Annotated in this window: 16 protein-coding genes; 5 read left to right on the top strand and 11 right to left on the bottom strand. The window is 37.7% G+C overall.

All coding sequences use genetic code 11. From position 1 onward, the window contains the following. Nucleotides 1-128: 128 nt before the first annotated feature. Genes fmt through AAY42_RS04870 form a run of 3 tightly spaced genes read right to left on the bottom strand, consistent with a single transcriptional unit; the run spans nt 129 to nt 3,533 of the window. Entirely contained in the window at nt 129-1,088 is a 960-nt protein-coding gene (gene fmt / locus AAY42_RS04880) for a methionyl-tRNA formyltransferase (protein ID WP_055392936.1), read from the bottom strand. Beyond that, nucleotides 1,072-2,964: a RecQ family ATP-dependent DNA helicase gene (locus AAY42_RS04875; RefSeq protein ID WP_055392934.1), complete on the bottom strand. Its 1,893-nt coding sequence runs from the start codon at nt 2,962-2,964 to the stop codon at nt 1,072-1,074. The genes fmt and AAY42_RS04875 overlap by 17 nt, the downstream gene beginning before the upstream one ends. After that, entirely contained in the window at nt 2,964-3,533 is a 570-nt protein-coding gene (locus AAY42_RS04870; RefSeq protein ID WP_245625591.1) for an AAA family ATPase, read from the bottom strand. The genes AAY42_RS04875 and AAY42_RS04870 overlap by 1 nt, the downstream gene beginning before the upstream one ends. 82 nt (nt 3,534-3,615) lie before the next feature. On the opposite strand from AAY42_RS04870, the gene AAY42_RS04865 reads away from it, so the two are divergent. The 3 genes from AAY42_RS04865 to murA all read left to right on the top strand — a co-directional run bounded on the left by AAY42_RS04865 (nt 3,616) and on the right by murA (nt 5,972). Beyond that, on the top strand, nt 3,616-3,903 hold the full coding sequence (locus AAY42_RS04865) for a DUF493 family protein (RefSeq protein ID WP_055392931.1): 288 nt from the start codon (nt 3,616-3,618) through the stop codon (nt 3,901-3,903). Between the two features lie 84 nt (nt 3,904-3,987). Continuing rightward, a complete protein-coding gene (locus AAY42_RS04860; protein WP_055392929.1) occupies nt 3,988-4,650 on the top strand; it encodes a DUF4290 domain-containing protein in 663 nt (220 codons plus the stop codon). Nucleotides 4,651-4,664: 14 nt separating this feature from the next. Next, a complete protein-coding gene (murA, locus tag AAY42_RS04855) occupies nt 4,665-5,972 on the top strand; it encodes a UDP-N-acetylglucosamine 1-carboxyvinyltransferase (RefSeq protein WP_055392927.1) in 1,308 nt (435 codons plus the stop codon). A gap of 26 nt (nt 5,973-5,998) precedes the next feature. On the opposite strand, the gene AAY42_RS04850 is transcribed toward murA, so the two are convergent. From AAY42_RS04850 to AAY42_RS04820, 7 genes are all read right to left on the bottom strand, one after another. Beyond that, entirely contained in the window at nt 5,999-7,873 is a 1,875-nt protein-coding gene (locus tag AAY42_RS04850; protein WP_175288727.1) for a tetratricopeptide repeat protein, read from the bottom strand. Nucleotides 7,874-8,129: 256 nt separating this feature from the next. Next, a complete protein-coding gene (locus tag AAY42_RS04845) occupies nt 8,130-9,134 on the bottom strand; it encodes a pirin family protein (protein ID WP_055392924.1) in 1,005 nt (334 codons plus the stop codon). 2 nt (nt 9,135-9,136) lie between these two features. Then, nucleotides 9,137-10,021 carry a VOC family protein gene (locus tag AAY42_RS18030; protein WP_101956437.1) on the bottom strand — a complete coding sequence of 295 codons (885 nt, stop codon included), beginning with the start codon at nt 10,019-10,021 and terminating at the stop codon, nt 9,137-9,139. Between the two features lie 17 nt (nt 10,022-10,038). Beyond that, complete coding sequence (locus AAY42_RS04835; RefSeq protein WP_055392922.1) at nt 10,039-11,466, bottom strand: amidohydrolase; 1,428 nt, start codon at nt 11,464-11,466, stop codon at nt 10,039-10,041. A 107-nt stretch (nt 11,467-11,573) separates the two neighbouring features. Further along, entirely contained in the window at nt 11,574-12,884 is a 1,311-nt protein-coding gene (locus AAY42_RS04830) for a cryptochrome/photolyase family protein (protein ID WP_055392920.1), read from the bottom strand. Then, a complete protein-coding gene (locus tag AAY42_RS04825; RefSeq protein ID WP_055392919.1) occupies nt 12,884-13,576 on the bottom strand; it encodes an SDR family NAD(P)-dependent oxidoreductase in 693 nt (230 codons plus the stop codon). The genes AAY42_RS04830 and AAY42_RS04825 overlap by 1 nt, the downstream gene beginning before the upstream one ends. 2 nt (nt 13,577-13,578) lie before the next feature. After that, a complete protein-coding gene (locus AAY42_RS04820) occupies nt 13,579-14,076 on the bottom strand; it encodes an SRPBCC family protein (protein WP_055392917.1) in 498 nt (165 codons plus the stop codon). A 118-nt stretch (nt 14,077-14,194) separates the two neighbouring features. On the opposite strand from AAY42_RS04820, the gene AAY42_RS04815 reads away from it, so the two are divergent. Further along, nucleotides 14,195-15,328 (top strand): T9SS C-terminal target domain-containing protein, encoded by a 1,134-nt coding sequence (locus AAY42_RS04815; protein ID WP_175288726.1) that lies wholly within the window; start codon nt 14,195-14,197, stop codon nt 15,326-15,328. 89 nt (nt 15,329-15,417) lie between these two features. Continuing rightward, nucleotides 15,418-16,263, top strand: a complete 846-nt coding sequence (locus AAY42_RS04810; protein WP_055392913.1) for a DUF2911 domain-containing protein — start codon at nt 15,418-15,420, stop codon at nt 16,261-16,263. 51 nt (nt 16,264-16,314) lie between these two features. On the opposite strand, the gene AAY42_RS04805 is transcribed toward AAY42_RS04810, so the two are convergent. Next, the gene (locus tag AAY42_RS04805) at nt 16,315-18,021 is read right to left on the bottom strand and encodes a sodium:solute symporter family protein (RefSeq protein WP_055392912.1); all 1,707 of its coding nucleotides are present in this window, start codon (nt 18,019-18,021) and stop codon (nt 16,315-16,317) included. Nucleotides 18,022-18,075 lie beyond the last annotated feature (54 nt).

Genomic DNA, 18,075 nt, shown 5'->3' with positions numbered 1-18,075 from the left:
TTTATATGGATTTGCCTTTAACGCAAGTAAAACCAAGGGAAATAGGGGTTTTTGTTAATAACTTGAAACGTTTGTTGATAAAGTGGAAAGAAAATGAGGTTATTTGTGAGCCTAGTAACGGTAGGGGCTTAGAGAAGATGTGCGTTTTTTTCAAGATTTAAACCATTCAGAATTTCAGATACTTGCATTTTTCGCTTTCCGGGCAATTGTATTTCGAGCAGCTGAAGATAACCATCAATTGTTGCAACTTTCAATGTCTTTTTGTCTGCAAAAATTTTCCCAACAGCATCATGATGTTCAAAAGGCTCCATCCGGGTTTTATATATTTTTATGTTTTTTTGTTTTCCATTATTTATTAGATAGGTCCAAGCTGCAGGGTAGGGACTAAGACCTCGAATATGGTTATGGATATTCTTCATTGGTGCATTCCAATCTATTTTACAGGTTTCCTTATTAATTTTATGCGCGGGCTTTAAATTATCATATTCCTTTTGTGTTGAGGTTGAAAAATTTCCCAAAGCAATCTGTTCACAGGTTTGTACTACCAATTCTGCTCCCAGGTTCATCAACCTATCATGCAAGGTACCTGCATTATCCTCGATTGATATTGGTTCGGTTTTTTGTAAAATGATATTTCCCGTATCAATTTTATCATCTATAAAAAATGTTGTGACACCAGTTTCCATTTCACCATTAATAATGGCCCAATTTATTGGGGCAGCCCCTCGATATTGTGGTAGAAGGGAAGCATGAAGATTAAACGTACCATATTTTGGCATTTGCCAAACCACTTTTGGAAGCATTCTAAAAGCAACTACTACCTGAAGGTTAGCTTGCAGGCTTCGTAACTCTTCTATAAACGCTTCGCTTTTAAGATTTGTAGGTTGTAATACGTTGAGGTTGTGTTTTAGGGCAAATTGCTTTACCGCAGATTCTTGAACTTTTCTTCCTCGGCCCGCCGGTCTGTCGGGAGCAGTAATTACACCAACAATAGTATATCCTGCATCCAAAATATTTTTCAAACTCCCAACTGCAAAATCTGGAGTGCCCATAAATACAATGCGCAGCGTATTATTTTTTGATGTCATATTCATTTTTATGGTTCAACATGATTTCTTCATCCTCGAGGAGTATTTGCAAAGTTTCCAACAGAACTTCTTCTTCAAGGTCTATTGACATTGAAATTTGTCTTGATGTATGCGGATTGGTCTTTAGAAGCTCAACAATCTTACGTTCTAAAAAACCAGACTCTGGTTTGCTGGTTTTTGTGCAAATATCGCAAGTGCCACATTTCTCATTAACTTTTTCTCCAAAATAATTCAGCAAGAACTCGCTACGGCAAGCCGTAGTATTTTTTATATACTCCAATACCGCGTTCAAATTGTTCTTTTTTACGGTATTGAAATCTTTTATCTTTTTAGCAAATGTATTGATAGAGCGGTCATCCTCTCTGGGAACCAAAAAAGTAATCTCAAGGTCGCTGGTTGTGTTTTTGTATTCCGCAACACCATCTTCATGCAATTGCTTCAAGATTTTTTTTATGTGTTTTTCAGATTCTCCAGTTTTTTGCGAAATTAAATGGACACTTATTTTGGTATCATAATCGACAATACCTCCATAAGTTCTAAGAATGGTCTGAATGATTGATGCAGATTTACGATTGGAATTTAAATAATCAAAAATACCTGCTTTGGTGGCGATAAATTTTAGTGTGTGTTTTTCGTTATAATTTTCTGATAAAGAAATTACGGAGTTTTGGTCCAAAATTCGAAGCCCATTGTAGGTAACATTTGGGTTAAACTCGTAACGTTTGCAAAAGGCATTGAATTTCAGCACTAACGTTTCCGCTACGGACTCTCCGTATGAGATTTGAAAGTAGTTGCTCAATTGGACATATAGTTTCTTTACAAAATCAACATTGGGCAAAGAAGATAAGAATTGTTGTTTTGCCCTTTCCTCATCCTCACCTGTGGTAAGTAGTATTGCGGTGGCTTCATTTCCATCGCGCCCCGCTCTTCCAGCTTCTTGAAAATAGCTTTCCAGGCTGTCGGGAATTTGATAGTGAACCACCAAACGTACATCTGGTTTATCCACTCCCATACCAAAAGCATTGGTTGCAACCATTACCCCAATGGTATTATTTAACCATTGATTTAATTTTTCTTCTTTTTCAGCTTTGGAAATCCCACCATGAAAGAAAGTAGCCTTGAAACCATTCTTGTTCAAAAAATCTGAGAGGAACAATGACATTTTTCTTGAGCGCACATAGATAATTGCACTTCCAGGAATTTCATGTAAATATTTCTTTAATTGATAGAGCTTGTCTTCAGTATATTTTGCTTTGAAAACAATATTGGACCTAGAAAATGAATCCTTAAATGTTGATGCATTATCTAGTTTAAGGTTCTCAATTATGTCTTCAATAACCTTTGGGGTTGCGGTGGCTGTAAGTGCTATAATAGGTGCTGTAAGGGCCAAGTCTTTAAGGATTGCACAATCCAGATAAGCAGGTCTAAAATCATTGCCCCATTGGGAAATACAATGCGCTTCATCAATGGCGACTAGATTAACATTCATTTCCCGGATTCTTTCCTGTACCAAGGTCTGTTGCAGCCGTTCTGGAGATAGGTATAAAAACTTATAGTTACCATACAAGCAATTGTCTAGAAGATTGTTGAGTTCTTCGAAAGAAATCCCACCAACAAGTGCAATGGCTTTTATCCCCTTTTCTTTTAACGTGCTTACTTGATCTTGAATTAATGCCACCAAAGGTGAAACAACAATACAAATACCTTCTTGTGCCAAAGCTGGAACTTGATAACAAATCGATTTTCCTCCTCCAGTAGGCATTAATGCCATTACGTCTTTCCCGTCAATAACAGCATTAATTATATTTTTTTGGGAGCCCCTGAAATCATCATGACCCCAGAATTCTCTTAAGATATTTTGAATATCCTGTTGCACTAAAGTGGTTTAAGTGTTTCCAAAACGAATGCTATACGCTGATCAACTGGATTCTTTGGCACAATAATAGGGTCGTAACCAAATTTGGTGTACGTATTTAGTAAGGCGTCATGAATTTTTTCAGCTTCATCAAAAGTTTCCAATCTTTCGTTGTCCGACACGTAAATTTCCTTCCAAGGCGGTACGATGAATATGGTGTCATATTTATGGCTTTCACAAGCTTCAATAAATTCTTTGGAATAAGTTTGCTTAAAGAAATCCATATAAGCCAATACATCTGGCATACCTCTATCAAAAAAACTAATAGGTGTGTTTAAGTGTAAGGAATTTTTAAAATGCTCAGCCCTTCCCTTAAGCAAGTCTTTGTTAAATTGAAGGGAATCATCAACAAAAACCAAAGGATTGGAAACAACAGCGCTAGGGTCACCATTTTTTTTTGCTCTGGAGGTCATATCCCGTATAATCTCATGAAAACAATGGAATCCTCTTTTTTCCAACCCATTGACTATTGAGGTTTTTCCAGTTCCGGGTGCTCCAGTAATTACTACTTTTTTGGTATTCAAACACACATATTTATGAATACAAAGTAATGAAATAGGTAGAAGGAAAAAAAATTGTATCCTAACCCATATCTTTGTAAAAAAATAAGGTTTGGAAAAAGAGAAATCTGATGAGTTCTATGCTAGGCTCAAAGAACAGCTTTTAGAGAACACCTCTTGGCCATCTAATTATTTGTACAAGTTTATTGTACCTACTGATGAAGAAAGGATAGGTCAGATAAAGGATATTTTTAATATGTCTGGAGCTGTTATCGAATCAAAAAAATCTAAAAAGGGTACATATACCAGTATTTCTATAACCGTACATTTGAATAATCCTGATGAGGTCATAGCCAAGTACAAAGAAGTTTCCAGCGTTGAGGGAGTAATTTCCCTTTAAAACTTACAATTGCCATAATTTTAGTATTTTGCGAGCGTTATTGGAAAGACTTCCCAATAATTTAATTTCATTAAACTCTTTAATTTGAACGTAGTAGAAAATTTACAATATAATACGGAGCGCTCTAAGCTCTTTATCCCTGAATATGGTCGTCATTTTCAAAAAATGGTAGATCATGCCGTTTCCATTGCGGATAGGGAAGAACGAAACAAAGTAGCAAAATCAATCATAAGTGTAATGGGGAATCTTCAACCTCACTTACGTGATGTACCGGATTTTCAACATAAATTATGGGATCAACTTTTTATTATGGCCGATTTTAAATTGGATGTTGATTCACCATTTCCAATTACTCCAAAAGAAGTTTTACAACAACGTCCTGAACCTTTGGAATACCCACAAAACTTTCCCAAGTACAGGTTTTATGGGAACAACATTAAGAGAATGATAGATGTTGCCATAAAATGGGAAAAGGGTGATATGCGGTCTGGCTTGGAATATGCCATAGCTAACCATATGAAAAAGTGCTATTTAAACTGGAATAAGGATACGGTTGAAGATTCCGCGATTTTTACACATTTAAAGGAGTTAAGCGATGGGGAAATTGACCTTGCCCCAGACGGAGAAAGCTTAACCGATAGCGGACAGTTTCTTAAAAACCGTTTGGCCAAATCCAACAGGTATGGCAGTAATACCCATAACAACAAAAAGGGACAGCGGAACAACAGAGGTAAAAAAAGGTATTAATTCCAAAGGAATACATGGGAACATTTCGGATAGAAGGTGGTCACCAACTACATGGTGAAATTACACCTCAGGGTGCAAAGAACGAAGCGCTTCAAATTCTTTGTGCTGTTTTGCTTTCGGGAGAAAAAATTACAATAAACAATATTCCAGATATCATCGATGTCAACAAGTTGATAGCTTTGTTAGAGGATTTAGGTGTTAAAATCCAAAAAAAAGGAAAAGGCTCCTATACGTTTAAAGCAAACGATGTTAATCTAGAGTACCTTCAATCAGACCAATTTAAACAAGATGGTCGCGGACTAAGGGGATCTATTATGCTGGTTGGTCCATTGTTGGCACGATTTGGAAAAGGGTATATTCCCAAACCGGGTGGTGATAAAATAGGCAGAAGACGTTTAGACACTCATTTTGAAGGTTTTATCAAATTAGGCGCGAAATTCAGATATAATAAAGAAGAATATTTTTATGGTGTGGAAGCGGAGAAACTCAAAGGCACCTATATGCTTTTGGATGAAGCTTCAGTCACTGGAACTGCGAATATAGTAATGGCCGCTGTCTTGGCTGAAGGAACGACTACCATTTACAATGCTGCCTGTGAACCCTATTTGCAGCAGTTGTGCAAGATGTTGAATAGGATGGGGGCAAAGATTTCCGGAATTGGCTCCAATCTTTTGACCATTGAGGGAGTCGATACTTTGGGAGGAACAGAACATACCATGTTGCCCGATATGATTGAAATTGGGAGTTGGGTCGGTTTGGCTGCTATGACAAAAAGTGAACTCACCATAAAAAATGTAAGTTGGGACGATTTGGGGCAAATACCCAATGCTTTCCAAAAGTTGGGAATCAAATTGGAACGTAAAGGAGATGATATCTATATTCCAAAGCACGAGAATGGTTATGAAGTACAGAATTATATTGATGGCTCTATTCTTACTATTGCCGATGCGCCTTGGCCAGGTTTGACACCGGATTTGCTAAGTATTTTATTGGTTGTTGCAATTCAGGCTAAAGGGGAGGTGGTCATTCACCAAAAAATGTTTGAAAGCCGATTGTTCTTTGTGGATAAATTAATTGATATGGGAGCTAAGATTATTTTGTGCGACCCACACCGCGCTACGGTTATTGGACATGATTTTAAATCTACCCTAAAAGCTACAACAATGGTTTCTCCTGATATTAGAGCTGGAGTCTCCTTATTGATAGCAGCACTTTCTGCCAAGGGAACTTCAACAATCAATAATATTGAGCAAATAGATCGCGGCTACGAAAATATTGATGAACGATTACGTGCCATTGGGGCAAATATAGTTCGTGTTTAGTTTTTGAGGCTATTTAATAGAATCCTTTAATTCTTTGGAATTAAGATTGTCACCTTTGTTCCGGTTTTGGTACTATCTGCTATATTTTCAACAGTAATTAAATTTTTATCTGTGAACTTTTGCATTGCCTCAATTCTTTTGGCAGTAATGGACATTCCCCTTGAGAGTCCCTTATATTTATGATTTGCGGCGGGTTTGGACCCAAGCCCAATACCGTTATCTTTAACAATACACTCAATAAATTGCATTTTATCAGTAAAACTGACGGAAAGTTTTTTTGGACCATTTTTGGGCATTAGGCCATGTAATATTGCATTTTCAAGATAGGGCTGGACCAGCAACATGGGTACTTCTTGTTCCATAATGTCAATAGAATCGTCCACATTAATGGAGTACGTAAATGAATTGTCAAATCTAAGGGACTCCAATTCGAGATAAATTTTGAGCAATTCAATTTCTTCAGAAAGAACCAAGTTGATATTAACTGAACTTTCAAGGACTTGTCGTAGCAGCTTGGAAAATTTTGAAAGGTACCGTAGTGCGTTGATTCTGTCGTTAGAATTGACCAGGTGTTGTATGGAGTTCAAGGAATTGAACATGAAATGAGGATTTATTTGCGCCCGTAGCATACGTTTTTCGAGCTCTAGGTTCATGTCCTCAATAATCTCTTTTTGTTGGGAAATCAATTGATTTTTATTATGTAACAGGATATTGGCCCTTTTTTTGGTCCGAAACCGAAAGTAGAGAAGTCCAGCAGATAACAACAACAATAATGCAATGATGGAAAGATAGACCATTCTTTTGTTGTTAAGGGCCACCTCTGTGTTAAGCAGTGCTAGTTGCAGCTCATTCTCCTTTATTTCCCCGTTCATGAGATATACCTCATGTTGTATCTGCAGGTTTTGTATTTCCCTGACCTTTGTCTCATTAAGCAGACTGTCCTTATACACCATGGTCTGGTTCAGATGATAAATGGCCCTGGGCATTTGACCCGACTCTTGAAATATGGTATAGGCCAGTTCATGGGCATCCTTTTTGTTCTCATAAGAGCCTATCATTGCTTCTAAGGATTTCAAGTTTTTATTAGAGTAGTCAATTGCTTCCGAATATCGTTTTTGGCGGAATCTAAGGTCGGCAAGATGGGAATATGCCTTAGCAATCTCCTGTTGTAAGGAAAGCTCTTTTGCAAGTTGAAGGGATTTGAAAAAATAGTCTTGAGCCAATTGCCATTCCTTTAGATTTAAATAGCAAATACCTGCATTGGCGTATTGTAATGCCTGACTTGTCTTTTCTCCTTGTTCATCATAATAGGCAATAGCCGCCAAAAATTTATCCAATGCGGTTTTATAGTCTTTATTATCAAAATCTATAACTGCTAGATTAGACAAAACAGAATTTTCATAATGTGCCCGTTCAGCTTCAGGTGCTACTTCAAGTGCTTTATGATAACTTTCTATGGCTTTATCCTGTTGGTCCATTAAATCATACAAAATCCCTAAATTGACATAGGTGCGTGATAGATATTCATCAAGTTTCAGCGAATCATGGAGTTTTATATTCTTTAGGTAGTATTCTTGGCTTGTTGGATAGTCCCCAATACGCTTGTATAAGATGCCGAGATTATTATGAGCATTACTTATTTCTTCAAACATCTGATATTCTTTGGCCAACTCAAGAGATTGTCTAAAATACCTAAGTGATTCAGAGTAGTCACCTGCCATGCCATAACTTATCCCAATATAATTTATCCCGCTGACTTCACCACTTATGTATCCTATTTGTTTGGCCTTTTCAATACTTTGCTGAAAGAGTTCACGGGCCTTTTTAAGATTGATTGATTGTGTATAAATGCCCTGACTACGTATCAAATTAACCATGGTGGTGTCATTGGCCGTCTTCATGAGGTTTTTAAGACTATCTATTTTCTGTGTTTGTGCAGAACAAAAACCGGTAACCAAAAAAAGGGGTAAAAAGGTTTTAAATATGGAAGTAGGAACCCTCATAAACGTGAAATCACTGATTTGTTCGTTTAAACTTAGATGAAATCCTTACTAAAACTAGGGTTTTTATACAGAAATACTACTTGATGTCTTGCTTTTAACAGTAATGGCAAACATTGTTATGATTTCTAAAAGCAAATCAAAAATTGAAATAGGGTTAACCTTTTTTTTCTAAACTACCATTTGGATACAGAGCAAAGCGCCCTTTTTCTTTGTCATGTACATTATCAGGGTAGGGCCAAGGCCAACCTCCAAACTGGGTCAAACGGTATTCTTTCATAGCCTGTTGTATTTCCTCATCTGTATTCATAACAAACGGACCATATTTGGCTACGGGTTCCTCAATGGGTTTTCCTTGCAATACCATAAAATGAGCTTTTTCAGCAACTATTTTTATGAGAACCTCTTGTGAAGCATCCAAAGTAATTCCAAAATTGGGATTTACTTTTTGGTCACCAATACGGATTTCAGAACCTTCGTAAAAATAAAGCGTTCTGGTAACGGATGTATTTGCCTTGGGTAAGATATATTCTGTATCGGCATCCACATGAATGTTCCAAATAGCCACGTCATGTTCCGCTTTCGCTGCCCAAGAATCTGGAGCAGGATTACTGGCTTGATTGCCTTTGTAATTGCCTGCTACAATTTTAATTTGTGCATTTTCCTCTTCAATGACGGGAATATCTTCGTGCCATAACATTTTAAAATGGGGCTCTACAAATTTATCTGCTTTGGGAAGATTCAACCAAATCTGAAAAAGTTCAAGAGGATTTTCCTTATCTGTGTTCAATAAGGGAAACATTTCGGAATGTTGAACACCTCTTCCTGCGGTCATCCATTGCACATCGCCTTGTCCAAATCTACCTGCCGCTCCCAGAGAATCTGAATGGTCGCAATAGCCTTTGTTTACAATGGTTATGGTCTCAAATCCGCGATGGGGATGGTAGGGAAACCCTGGAATGGTCTGTCCATGATACATACGCCAACCATTTTTTATGGTAAAGTCGTTCCCGATACTCCTACCTTCCAACAGTTTAGGGTCGGGCCCCATTGTTTCATTTCCCTTTGGATAATGGTCTAAGTGGTATACGCAAAAAAGAAATGGATCTTGCGTCTGCCATGGAAAACCTAAAGGGAATATTTGAAGAATTGCATCCGACATACTCAGTGTTTTGCGTCGTTTATCTCTAACCAATAACCATCGGGATCTTGAATATATATTTGTTTTACCCCATCGGCCCGATTTGTAATGGAACCTTTGGTGCCTGGCCAATCATAAAAATCAATATCCTTGGAAATCAGACGTTCAATAATTTTTTCTAAATTATTTACCGCCAAGCACAGATGCATGCTTTTATTCTTTTCGAACTCAGCTACATCTTTCTTAATCAGATGTAATTGTGAATTCCCAAACATTTTAAACCATCTATATCCAGGCTTTCCCTCTGGATGGGGAATTTCTTCAAAACCAAAAACATCTTTGTAAAAATCACCGGTTTCCATCAGGTGGGTTACTACAATAGCTTGATGGTCAAAACTATAAGACACTCCCATGGTTTTAGGAGAAGTAAACTGGGTAGTTAAATACTGTTGCTTCCACTTACCATCTTTATAGGCACCAACAGTAAAATTATATGTATTTGAATCTACATACTCCCAATAATCCGTTACTACCGACTCTCCGTATGAATACGTGTAAATGATGTCCTTGCCCTTACTTTTAACAGTACCTTCCGTAAGGCCCCCAAAAACATCAAATTCCCAAAACTTTATGGTATTGGTTTCCATATCAAATTTTCGAACCCCATGATTTCTTGAACCATATGCCGTCTGTTCTTTATTGGTATATCCTTTGGCGTTCGTAAGCACCAAAGCACTGTCCAAATCATATTGAAATTCAATTTCCTGTTTAAATTTAGAACCATCACCCCAATTACCTTCTGCAATCCATGTTCTTCCGATAAGATTATCAAAAATGGCCAATTTGTTCTGCTGGGCATCTACTTGGGCAACTAATGGTAAAATCCATAATAGGATGTATTTTTTCATTTTAATGTAATTGTTTTTTAATTGTTTCCGATGGGTGGGGGACCATCAATCATGGCTTTATATTTCTCGTCGCCTTTTCTAGTGTTATATTCTTCTTTTACTTTTTCTACCAGTTTTGGATTTTCAAATAGATCTGCCATGGTCATTGCCATTGCTTTGGAGGCATAGACCATTCCCTTATGTCCAATACTCATTCCTCCACAGGCAACAACTGCCCATGAGTGCCATGGTGTATCTTTGGGGGCTACTGTTACCCTTAGATTAATGTTTGGGACATTCCAACTTACATCACCTACATCGGTAGAACCACCACCAGGATTTTTTTCCGTTTCCCTAAGCGGATTTATTTCACTGTCCATTCCTAATTCTGGTTTTCCAGTGGCATTTTGAATTGCTTTTCCAAAGTCAATTTCTTCATTTGTATATGCGATAGGGCCCAAAAGTTCCAAATTCTTCTGCATGATTTCGCCACCAGAACGGTTTACCAAGGTTTCATAGATTCCGGAAACCAAAGAAATTTTATAATCAACATTAGCCATGATAGCGGCTCCTTCTGCCATTTTTTTTACCTGTTCATACGTAGGAAGCATAATAGTACGCTTTGGATCACGCACCCGAACCCAAATTTTGGAGTAATCCGGAACTACATTTACAACTTGACCCCCATCTTGGATATGGTAATGAATACGTGAGGTTGGTTTGATATGTTCTCTATAGTAATTGATTCCGGTTGTGTATAGTTCCAATGCATCTGAAGCACTGCGCCCGTTCCATGGATCTGCAGAGGCATGGGCCGCTTGTCCATAAAATTCCACAATAAAATCAATTAAAGAGAGACCACTCTGTACATCCGCCTCAATATTGGCACCGGGATGCCAGCTAATATTTACATCAACATCATCCCAAAGACCAGCTTCTACCATCCAAACTTTGGCAAAAAACTTTTCCTCGGCTGGTGTTCCCAAAAACTTTACAGTTCCTTTTAGTTTGCCCGCCTCAATTTGCTCTTTAATGGCAATTGCAGCACCTAAGCTGGCGGCGCCGAACATGTTATGACCACAACCATGACCAGGAGCTCCATTTACCAAAGGGTTTTTGGTGGGCTCTGTTTTTTGGGATAGTCCGGGTAGCGCATCAAATTCCCCTAATATGCTGATCACAGGTTTACCAGAGCCATATGTTGCCGTAAAAGCGGTTGGGATATCTGCAACACCCCTTGTAACTTTTAGTCCGTTTTCCTCAGCGTAGCTTGCTAAAACCTCAGCAGATTTGGATTCATTAAAAGCAGTTTCTGCCAATGCCCAAATAGAATCGCTTATTTGAATAAGACTTTCTTTATGTTTTTCTACAGAGGCAATAATTGCTTTTTTGTTTGAAGTAAGTTTTTGTCCTGTAAGATGTACTGAAACAGTACAGAGCAGTACTAAGGTGATGAGTTGTTTCATTTTGGTATGTTTGAGTTAGTTAAGACTTTCCGACAAAGCGCTTTTGAGTCAATTTATAGTAACTGAACCAAAAAATAAAATCGAATCTTAAAAATACTGAAAAAGGATTAACCTACGGCTTCTTTGTAGACTTTTAAGCAACGTTCGCGAGCCATTTTATGATCTACCATTTTGGGTGGATAGGTAAGTTCTTGAAGTTCAGGTACCCATTTGCTGATATATTCCCTTTGATTGTCAAATTTATCCACTTGTGTCATGGGATTGAAGATTCTGAAATAGGGTGCTGCATCTACACCACTACCTGCAGCCCATTGCCAATTGCCAACATTACTGGACAAATCAAAATCCAATAATTTTTCAGCAAAATAAGCTTCTCCCCAGCGCCAATCTATCAATAAGTGTTTGCAAAGAAAGCTAGCCACCAACATTCTAACACGATTGTGCATATAGCCTGTATGATTTAGTTCTCGCATTCCGGCATCAACAAGCGCATATCCGGTTTGTCCGTTTTTCCAAAGTTCAAATTCACTTGGGTTATTTCGCCAAACAATACGATCATACTTGGGTTTGAAAACTCGGTTAACAGTGTTTGGAAAATGCCAAAGAATTTGCATAAAAAATTCCCGCCAAATCAATTCGTTCCAAAAGATTTCATTTTCTTCAGAGATGGCTTTCGCAATCATTCTTCGGATGGAAACTGTACCAAACCTTAGATGTGGACCTAACCTTGATGTTCCTCCTTCAATAGCAGGAAAATTTCGCGTATCCTCATAGTTTTGAATTAATCTGGGTGTTACATTATAATCGGAAACGTGAATTTTTGACAATTCAAAACCTATGTCGCTAAGCTTTAAATTGGGAAGATTTACACTTTTAAACAGATTGGTAAAGTTGGAATAGGTATCGTAATTGACAAGATGGATTGAGGGGTTGAATTTTTCTTTCCATCGTTTTTTGTACGGTGTGTAAACCACATACGGGTTTCCATCATCTTTTACGATTTCATTTTCTTCAAAAATGACCTGATCTTTATAGGTTTTAAAAACAATTTGGTTCGATTTTAAAAAAGTCCTTACTTCCTCATCTCGTTTTTGGGCATAGGGTTCGTAATCATGGTTGGTATAGACAGTATCTATATTGAATTTGGTTAACAGTTGCTTTAGAATTTCGACGGGACTGCCAAAATATATTGCCAAACTACTTTGAAACTGATTTTGAAGTTCACTCCTTAACTTTTGAAGTTGTCCATGAATAAATGAGACACGAGCATCATCTTTTGGAAGTTTCTCCAGAATTTCCACATCAAAAATAAAAATGGGGACTACAGGAAACCTGTTTTGAAGGGCATGATATAAACCTACGTTATCGTTTAGGCGTAAGTCACGTCGAAACCAAAAAATTGATACCGCTTCCTTCATTAATTTATATTCAATGTGGACATGCCTCCATCAACACCTAAAATTTGTCCAGTCATCCAACCACTTTTATCACTTAACAAAAACACTGCTAGATTGGCAATGTCCAATGTATGGCCGTATCTTTTTAAAGGGTGCCTTTCAGACATGAGTTCTTTTTTTCTATCATTGTTTAGAAGACGTTTTGCCAAAGCGGTATCCACTAAGGAAGGGGCAATGGTATTTACACGAATATTTGGTGCATATTCCGCGGCCAATGATTTTGTAAACCCTTCAATGGCTCCTTTAGCGGCTGCAACACTAGTATGAAAAGGCATTCCCATGCTTACTGCAACTGTGCTGAAGAATACCATTGATGAACCAGTAGCCATTCTTGGGAGGATTGTTTTTACCACATTGACCAGTGCGAAAAAGTTTAGTTCCATATCCTCTTTAAAAGTATCTATGGAAAGCATTTTAAATGGTTTTAGGTTTATGCTTCCTGGGCAGTATGCGAACCCGTGAATTTCATTTGGAAGCTGCGCTTCATCAAGCGTATCCGTTGTGGCATCAAAAGAAATATAATTTACATCCAGATTTCCCAACTGCTCATTGGTCCTGGAAGCTACGTACACTGTATGTTCATCCAATAAATCCTTTGCAATTTCAAAACCTATTCCATGGGAACCACCAATCAGTAATATATTTTTACTCATTTTTAAATGGATTTTAATTCCAAAATATTTGGTACATCGTCTACTTTTCCGAAAAGCTCCACTAGTTTTTCTTCGCGATATTTAAAAATTTGGTGTAGTTGCTTTTTTACTAGAATTGGATATGCAATTTGGCCTAGAATTCCAAATGGAAGCTTTAAATCAATAATATCCTCCATTTCGACACCCTTCTTGGTTTCCTTCAAAAAATGCTTGTGATGCCATAGCGCATAAGGTCCAAAACGTTGCTCGTCAACAAAATACTCACCTTCTACCACATGGGTTATTTCTGTAACCCATTTGGTACTGAAGAATGGAAAAGGTTTAACAATATACTGTATTATTTGCCCTGAAAACATCGGTCTATCTGCACCCGAAAGTATGTGAAACCCCATATGGTCAGGAGTTATGACCTTTAAATTTTTAGGACTGGAAAGAAATTCCCAGGCCTTTTGCTTTGAAATGGGAAGCAATTGTTTTGAATAGAGTTGGTAGAGCTTCATTATTTTTTTTACAAATATAAATTCAATTTGTTTAATAAAAAATTAAATTAATTAAACAAAATATCAGATAATCTAGTATTTCCCTTCTTAATCGTTATGTTTTAGTAGAAATTGATTTATGGAATACCTTAGCGTCATGAGAAAGATTTCCATAATTCCATTATATATCTTTTTGATGTTCAATGTTTTCATCTATGGACAAAAAGATTTAGTGCAATTGGGAGCATTGGATGCTAGCATTAAAGAAACCTCGGGGCTTATCTACTACAACGGGAACCTTATTACTCATAATGATTCAGGAAACACACCACAGCTGTTTGAACTCAACCCAGAGAACGGGGAAATTTTAAGGACGGTTACCATTACCAATGCCCAAAATGTGGATTGGGAGGATTTGAGTCAAGATGAAAATTTTATTTACGTAGGTGATTTTGGTAATAATAGGGGAAATCGGGAAGATTTAGGATTCTACATCATAAATAAGAATGAGTATCAAAACTCCACCACGGTTTCAGCCGAACGGATTTCATTTGCTTATCCTGACCAGTTAGATTTTACTACTACCGTTAACAGTGATTGGGACGCCGAAGCTTTTTTTGTTTTGGATGATAATTTAATTGTGTTGACAAAACAATGGCAAGAAATGGGAACTGTAGCCTATAAAATTCCGAAAACGGCTGGTAACCATATAGCCCAACGAATGGATAGTTACCAAATTGATGGGCTCATTACCGGCTCCACGTACAATGAAACTGAAAACAAGTTAGTGCTAACGGGTTATTCAGAATTGTTGTTCCCATTCATTGTTGAGATTGATGGTGTGTCTGACACCACGATTTTTGCTGGTACGGTCTCCAAATCACCTTTGGATATTGGCATAGCACAGATAGAAGCAATTGCAAATTTTGAGGACACCTATTTTATTACATCTGAAGAATTTATAAATAGTACACCGCAAATAATCTCAACGTCACGTTTATTTTTATTTACACTAGAAAATATAGTTCAAGCGAATGAGAAACTGGTTCTATATCAGCCAGATGGCAATTTCTTGCTTAATTATCGATTGGATACTGAAGATGAAGTATTTGAGCAAGCAATTTTTGATGTTTCGGGCAGAAGGGTTTTCTATAATCCCATCGCAATTTTCAAAGATGGTTCAATAGATACTTCTTATTTGCGCCCGTCCCTTTATTTTCTATCATTTTTCTTGGAAGAAGGAAAAGTTGTAAAGCCATTTATAATAAATTGATGCTGTTTCTCTTTTAAGTGTTTCTTAACAAGTTGGACATCCCTTTATATTTAGTTTTGTTTCACTAACAAATCTAAAACACTTTTCAAATGAAAAAATTACTTTTATTACTATGTGTTGTATCCGTTTCCATTACCATGGAAGCCCAGATTACAACACCTGCGGCAAGCCCTGGCTCTAAATTGAAGCAAAAAGTAGGTTTAACCGATGTTACGGTAGATTATTCACGCCCTTCAATGCGTGGAAGAACAATTTTTGGAGACTTAGTTCCCTACAACAAATTATGGAGAACAGGAGCTAATGCATACACAAAAGTTAGCTTTAGTACTGATGTTACCATAGCCGGTACAGAAGTAAAAGCTGGAACATACTCCATTTTTACAAAGCCAGGTGAATCTAGTTGGGAAGTATTCTTTTATACTGATACTGAAGGTGGCGGAACTCCAAGAGAATGGGACGATAGTAAGGTAGCGGCAAAAACAACGGCTCAAGTTTACCCAATCCCTATGGATATTGAGACCTTTACTATAACTATTGATGATTTAACCAGCAATGGTGCTAATTTAGGATTGATGTGGGAAAAAGTTTATGTTGGAATTCCTTTTACTGTTCCTGCTGATTCTGCCGTTATGAAAGATATTGAAACAACCTTGGCCGGGCCAAGCGCTGGAGACTATTACACCGCGGCGGTTTATTACCTCAATGAGGATAAAGATATTTCCAAAGCTAAGGAGTGGATGGAAAAAGCAATGTCCATGACCAAAGAGCCTAGATTTTGGCAACTGCGTCAGCAGTCCTTGATTTATGCCAAAGCCGGGGATAAGAAAGCAGCCATTGAAACGGCTAAAAAATCACTAGCTGCATCTGAAACTGCAGGTAATGACGATTATGTGAAAATGAACAAAGATTCATTAAAGGAATGGGGAGCACTTTAAGAGCTTCAAACTTATAAGAAAATTGAGCCCACTTTTTAAAGTGGGCTTTTTTTATACTTTAATGGGAGGTTTCCTTAAAAACCAGTCAAAACCTTCAATAAGTATTGCTAATGCAATGACCAAAATACATCCAAAGGCATTGAGCCATAGGTAGGACATCCAATCAAAATACCAGCCAACAATAACAATAGCCTGTGTAATAAGGGCAGCAATAAAAACAGCATTCCCTTTAACAAACTTAAAAAAGAACGCGAGGAGAAAGATACCAAGTACATTACCATAAAATATGGAACCAATGATATTGACCAATTGTATGAGGTTATCAAAAAGGTTTGCGACGCAGGCAATCAGAATGGCAATTATTCCCCAAAGCAATGTGAATGCCTTAGTGGCAAGTACATAATGTTTCTCACCTTGTTCCCCTTTCTTATTTCGTTTATACAAATCTAGGGCGGTAATTGTACCAAGTGCATTTAATTCAGATGCTGTGGATGACATTGCTGCCGATAATATAACTGCCAAAAGAAGTCCTATCAAACCAACGGGAAGGTTGTCCAATATAAAATGAATAAACACATAATCCTTGTCATTGGTTTCTACTGACCCGTCTGCTTGGGCTATCAATGTTTTGGCTGCATCCCGGCTAGCTCTTTCTTTTTGATTTATTTTGATAATATCCTGTTTTGCTTGTTCTACAGCATTGTACTCCTTCAATTTAAGCGCGGCGGAAAAAGCGTTTTGGGCCATTTCCTTTTCTTGTTCCAAAATCAAATGTCCCTCTTGTAAAGCTTTGTAATCTTCTGAATATTCTGATTGCAGTACAGCCTCGGTAGCTGCCGGATTAAAACTTAATGGAGAGTGGTTGTATTGATAGAAAACAAAGACCATGGCTCCAACAAGTAGAATAAAAAATTGCATTGGAATTTTAAACACCCCATTAAAAATCAATCCTAATTGACTTTCCCTTACCGATTTTCCAGAAAGATAGCGTTGCACCTGACTTTGATCTGTGCCAAAATATGCCAACGCTAAAAAGAAACCTCCGGTGATGCCGCTCCAAAAAGTGTAACGGTTATTGGTGTCCAGACTAAAATCAAGGATTTGAAGTTTGTTGTTTGCCCCAGCAATCTTTAAGGCCTCTCCAAAAGAAACACCTGTTGGCAAGGAACCCAAGATAAAGAAGAAGGCAAAGAACATGCCCACCATTATAATGAACATTTGTTGTTTTTGTGTTACGCTTACTGCCTTCGTGCCTCCTGACACAGTATAAATAATCACCAAAATCCCGATAATGATGTTCAAGCTTCGCAAATCCCAACCCAGTACTGCCGATAGAATTATTGATGGTGCAAAGATTGTGATTCCTGCCGCGAGCCCCCGTTGAATTAAAAACAGAATGGCTGTAAGTGTACGGGTCTTTAAATCGAACCTGCCTTCCAGCATTTCATAAGCCGTAAAAACCTTAAGCTTTCTATAGATAGGTATAAAGACCAAGCAAATAACTACCATGGCCAAGGGCAATCCAAAATAAAACTGCACGAAACCGAGGCCATCATGAAACGCCTGGCCAGGTGTGGACAGAAACGTAATGGCACTTGCCTGGGTTGCCATGACCGAAAGCCCAATGGTCCACCATTTGGCATCATTCCCACCACGAATATAGTCGTCTACATTTTTACTGCCCCGCGTTTTCCATACTCCATAACCTACAATAAAAAGCAGGGTGCTCCCTAGAACAATCCAGTCTAATACTCCCATTCAGGTTTAATTATTTAGTATCATGATGAAGTAAAACAATATAATATAGAAGAC

The organism is Flagellimonas eckloniae, assembly GCF_001413955.1.
GTDB classification, from domain to species: Bacteria; Bacteroidota; Bacteroidia; order Flavobacteriales; family Flavobacteriaceae; genus Flagellimonas; species Flagellimonas eckloniae.
This window is presented reverse-complemented; position numbering and strand designations above follow the sequence as displayed.

Coding starts and splice junctions, on each gene's coding strand:
- fmt (WP_055392936.1), bottom strand. CDS start 1,088: ATGACATCAAAAAATAATACGCTGCGCATTGTATTTATGGGCACTCCA.
- murA (WP_055392927.1), top strand. CDS start 4,665: ATGGGAACATTTCGGATAGAAGGTGGTCACCAACTACATGGTGAAATT.
- AAY42_RS04850 (WP_175288727.1), bottom strand. CDS start 7,873: ATGAAGACGGCCAATGACACCACCATGGTTAATTTGATACGTAGTCAG.
- AAY42_RS04845 (WP_055392924.1), bottom strand. CDS start 9,134: ATGTCGGATGCAATTCTTCAAATATTCCCTTTAGGTTTTCCATGGCAG.
- AAY42_RS18030 (WP_101956437.1), bottom strand. CDS start 10,021: ATGAAAAAATACATCCTATTATGGATTTTACCATTAGTTGCCCAAGTA.
- AAY42_RS04835 (WP_055392922.1), bottom strand. CDS start 11,466: ATGAAACAACTCATCACCTTAGTACTGCTCTGTACTGTTTCAGTACAT.
- AAY42_RS04830 (WP_055392920.1), bottom strand. CDS start 12,884: ATGAAGGAAGCGGTATCAATTTTTTGGTTTCGACGTGACTTACGCCTA.
- AAY42_RS04825 (WP_055392919.1), bottom strand. CDS start 13,576: ATGAGTAAAAATATATTACTGATTGGTGGTTCCCATGGAATAGGTTTT.
- AAY42_RS04820 (WP_055392917.1), bottom strand. CDS start 14,076: ATGAAGCTCTACCAACTCTATTCAAAACAATTGCTTCCCATTTCAAAG.
- AAY42_RS04815 (WP_175288726.1), top strand. CDS start 14,195: ATGGAATACCTTAGCGTCATGAGAAAGATTTCCATAATTCCATTATAT.
- AAY42_RS04810 (WP_055392913.1), top strand. CDS start 15,418: ATGAAAAAATTACTTTTATTACTATGTGTTGTATCCGTTTCCATTACC.
- AAY42_RS04805 (WP_055392912.1), bottom strand. CDS start 18,021: ATGGGAGTATTAGACTGGATTGTTCTAGGGAGCACCCTGCTTTTTATT.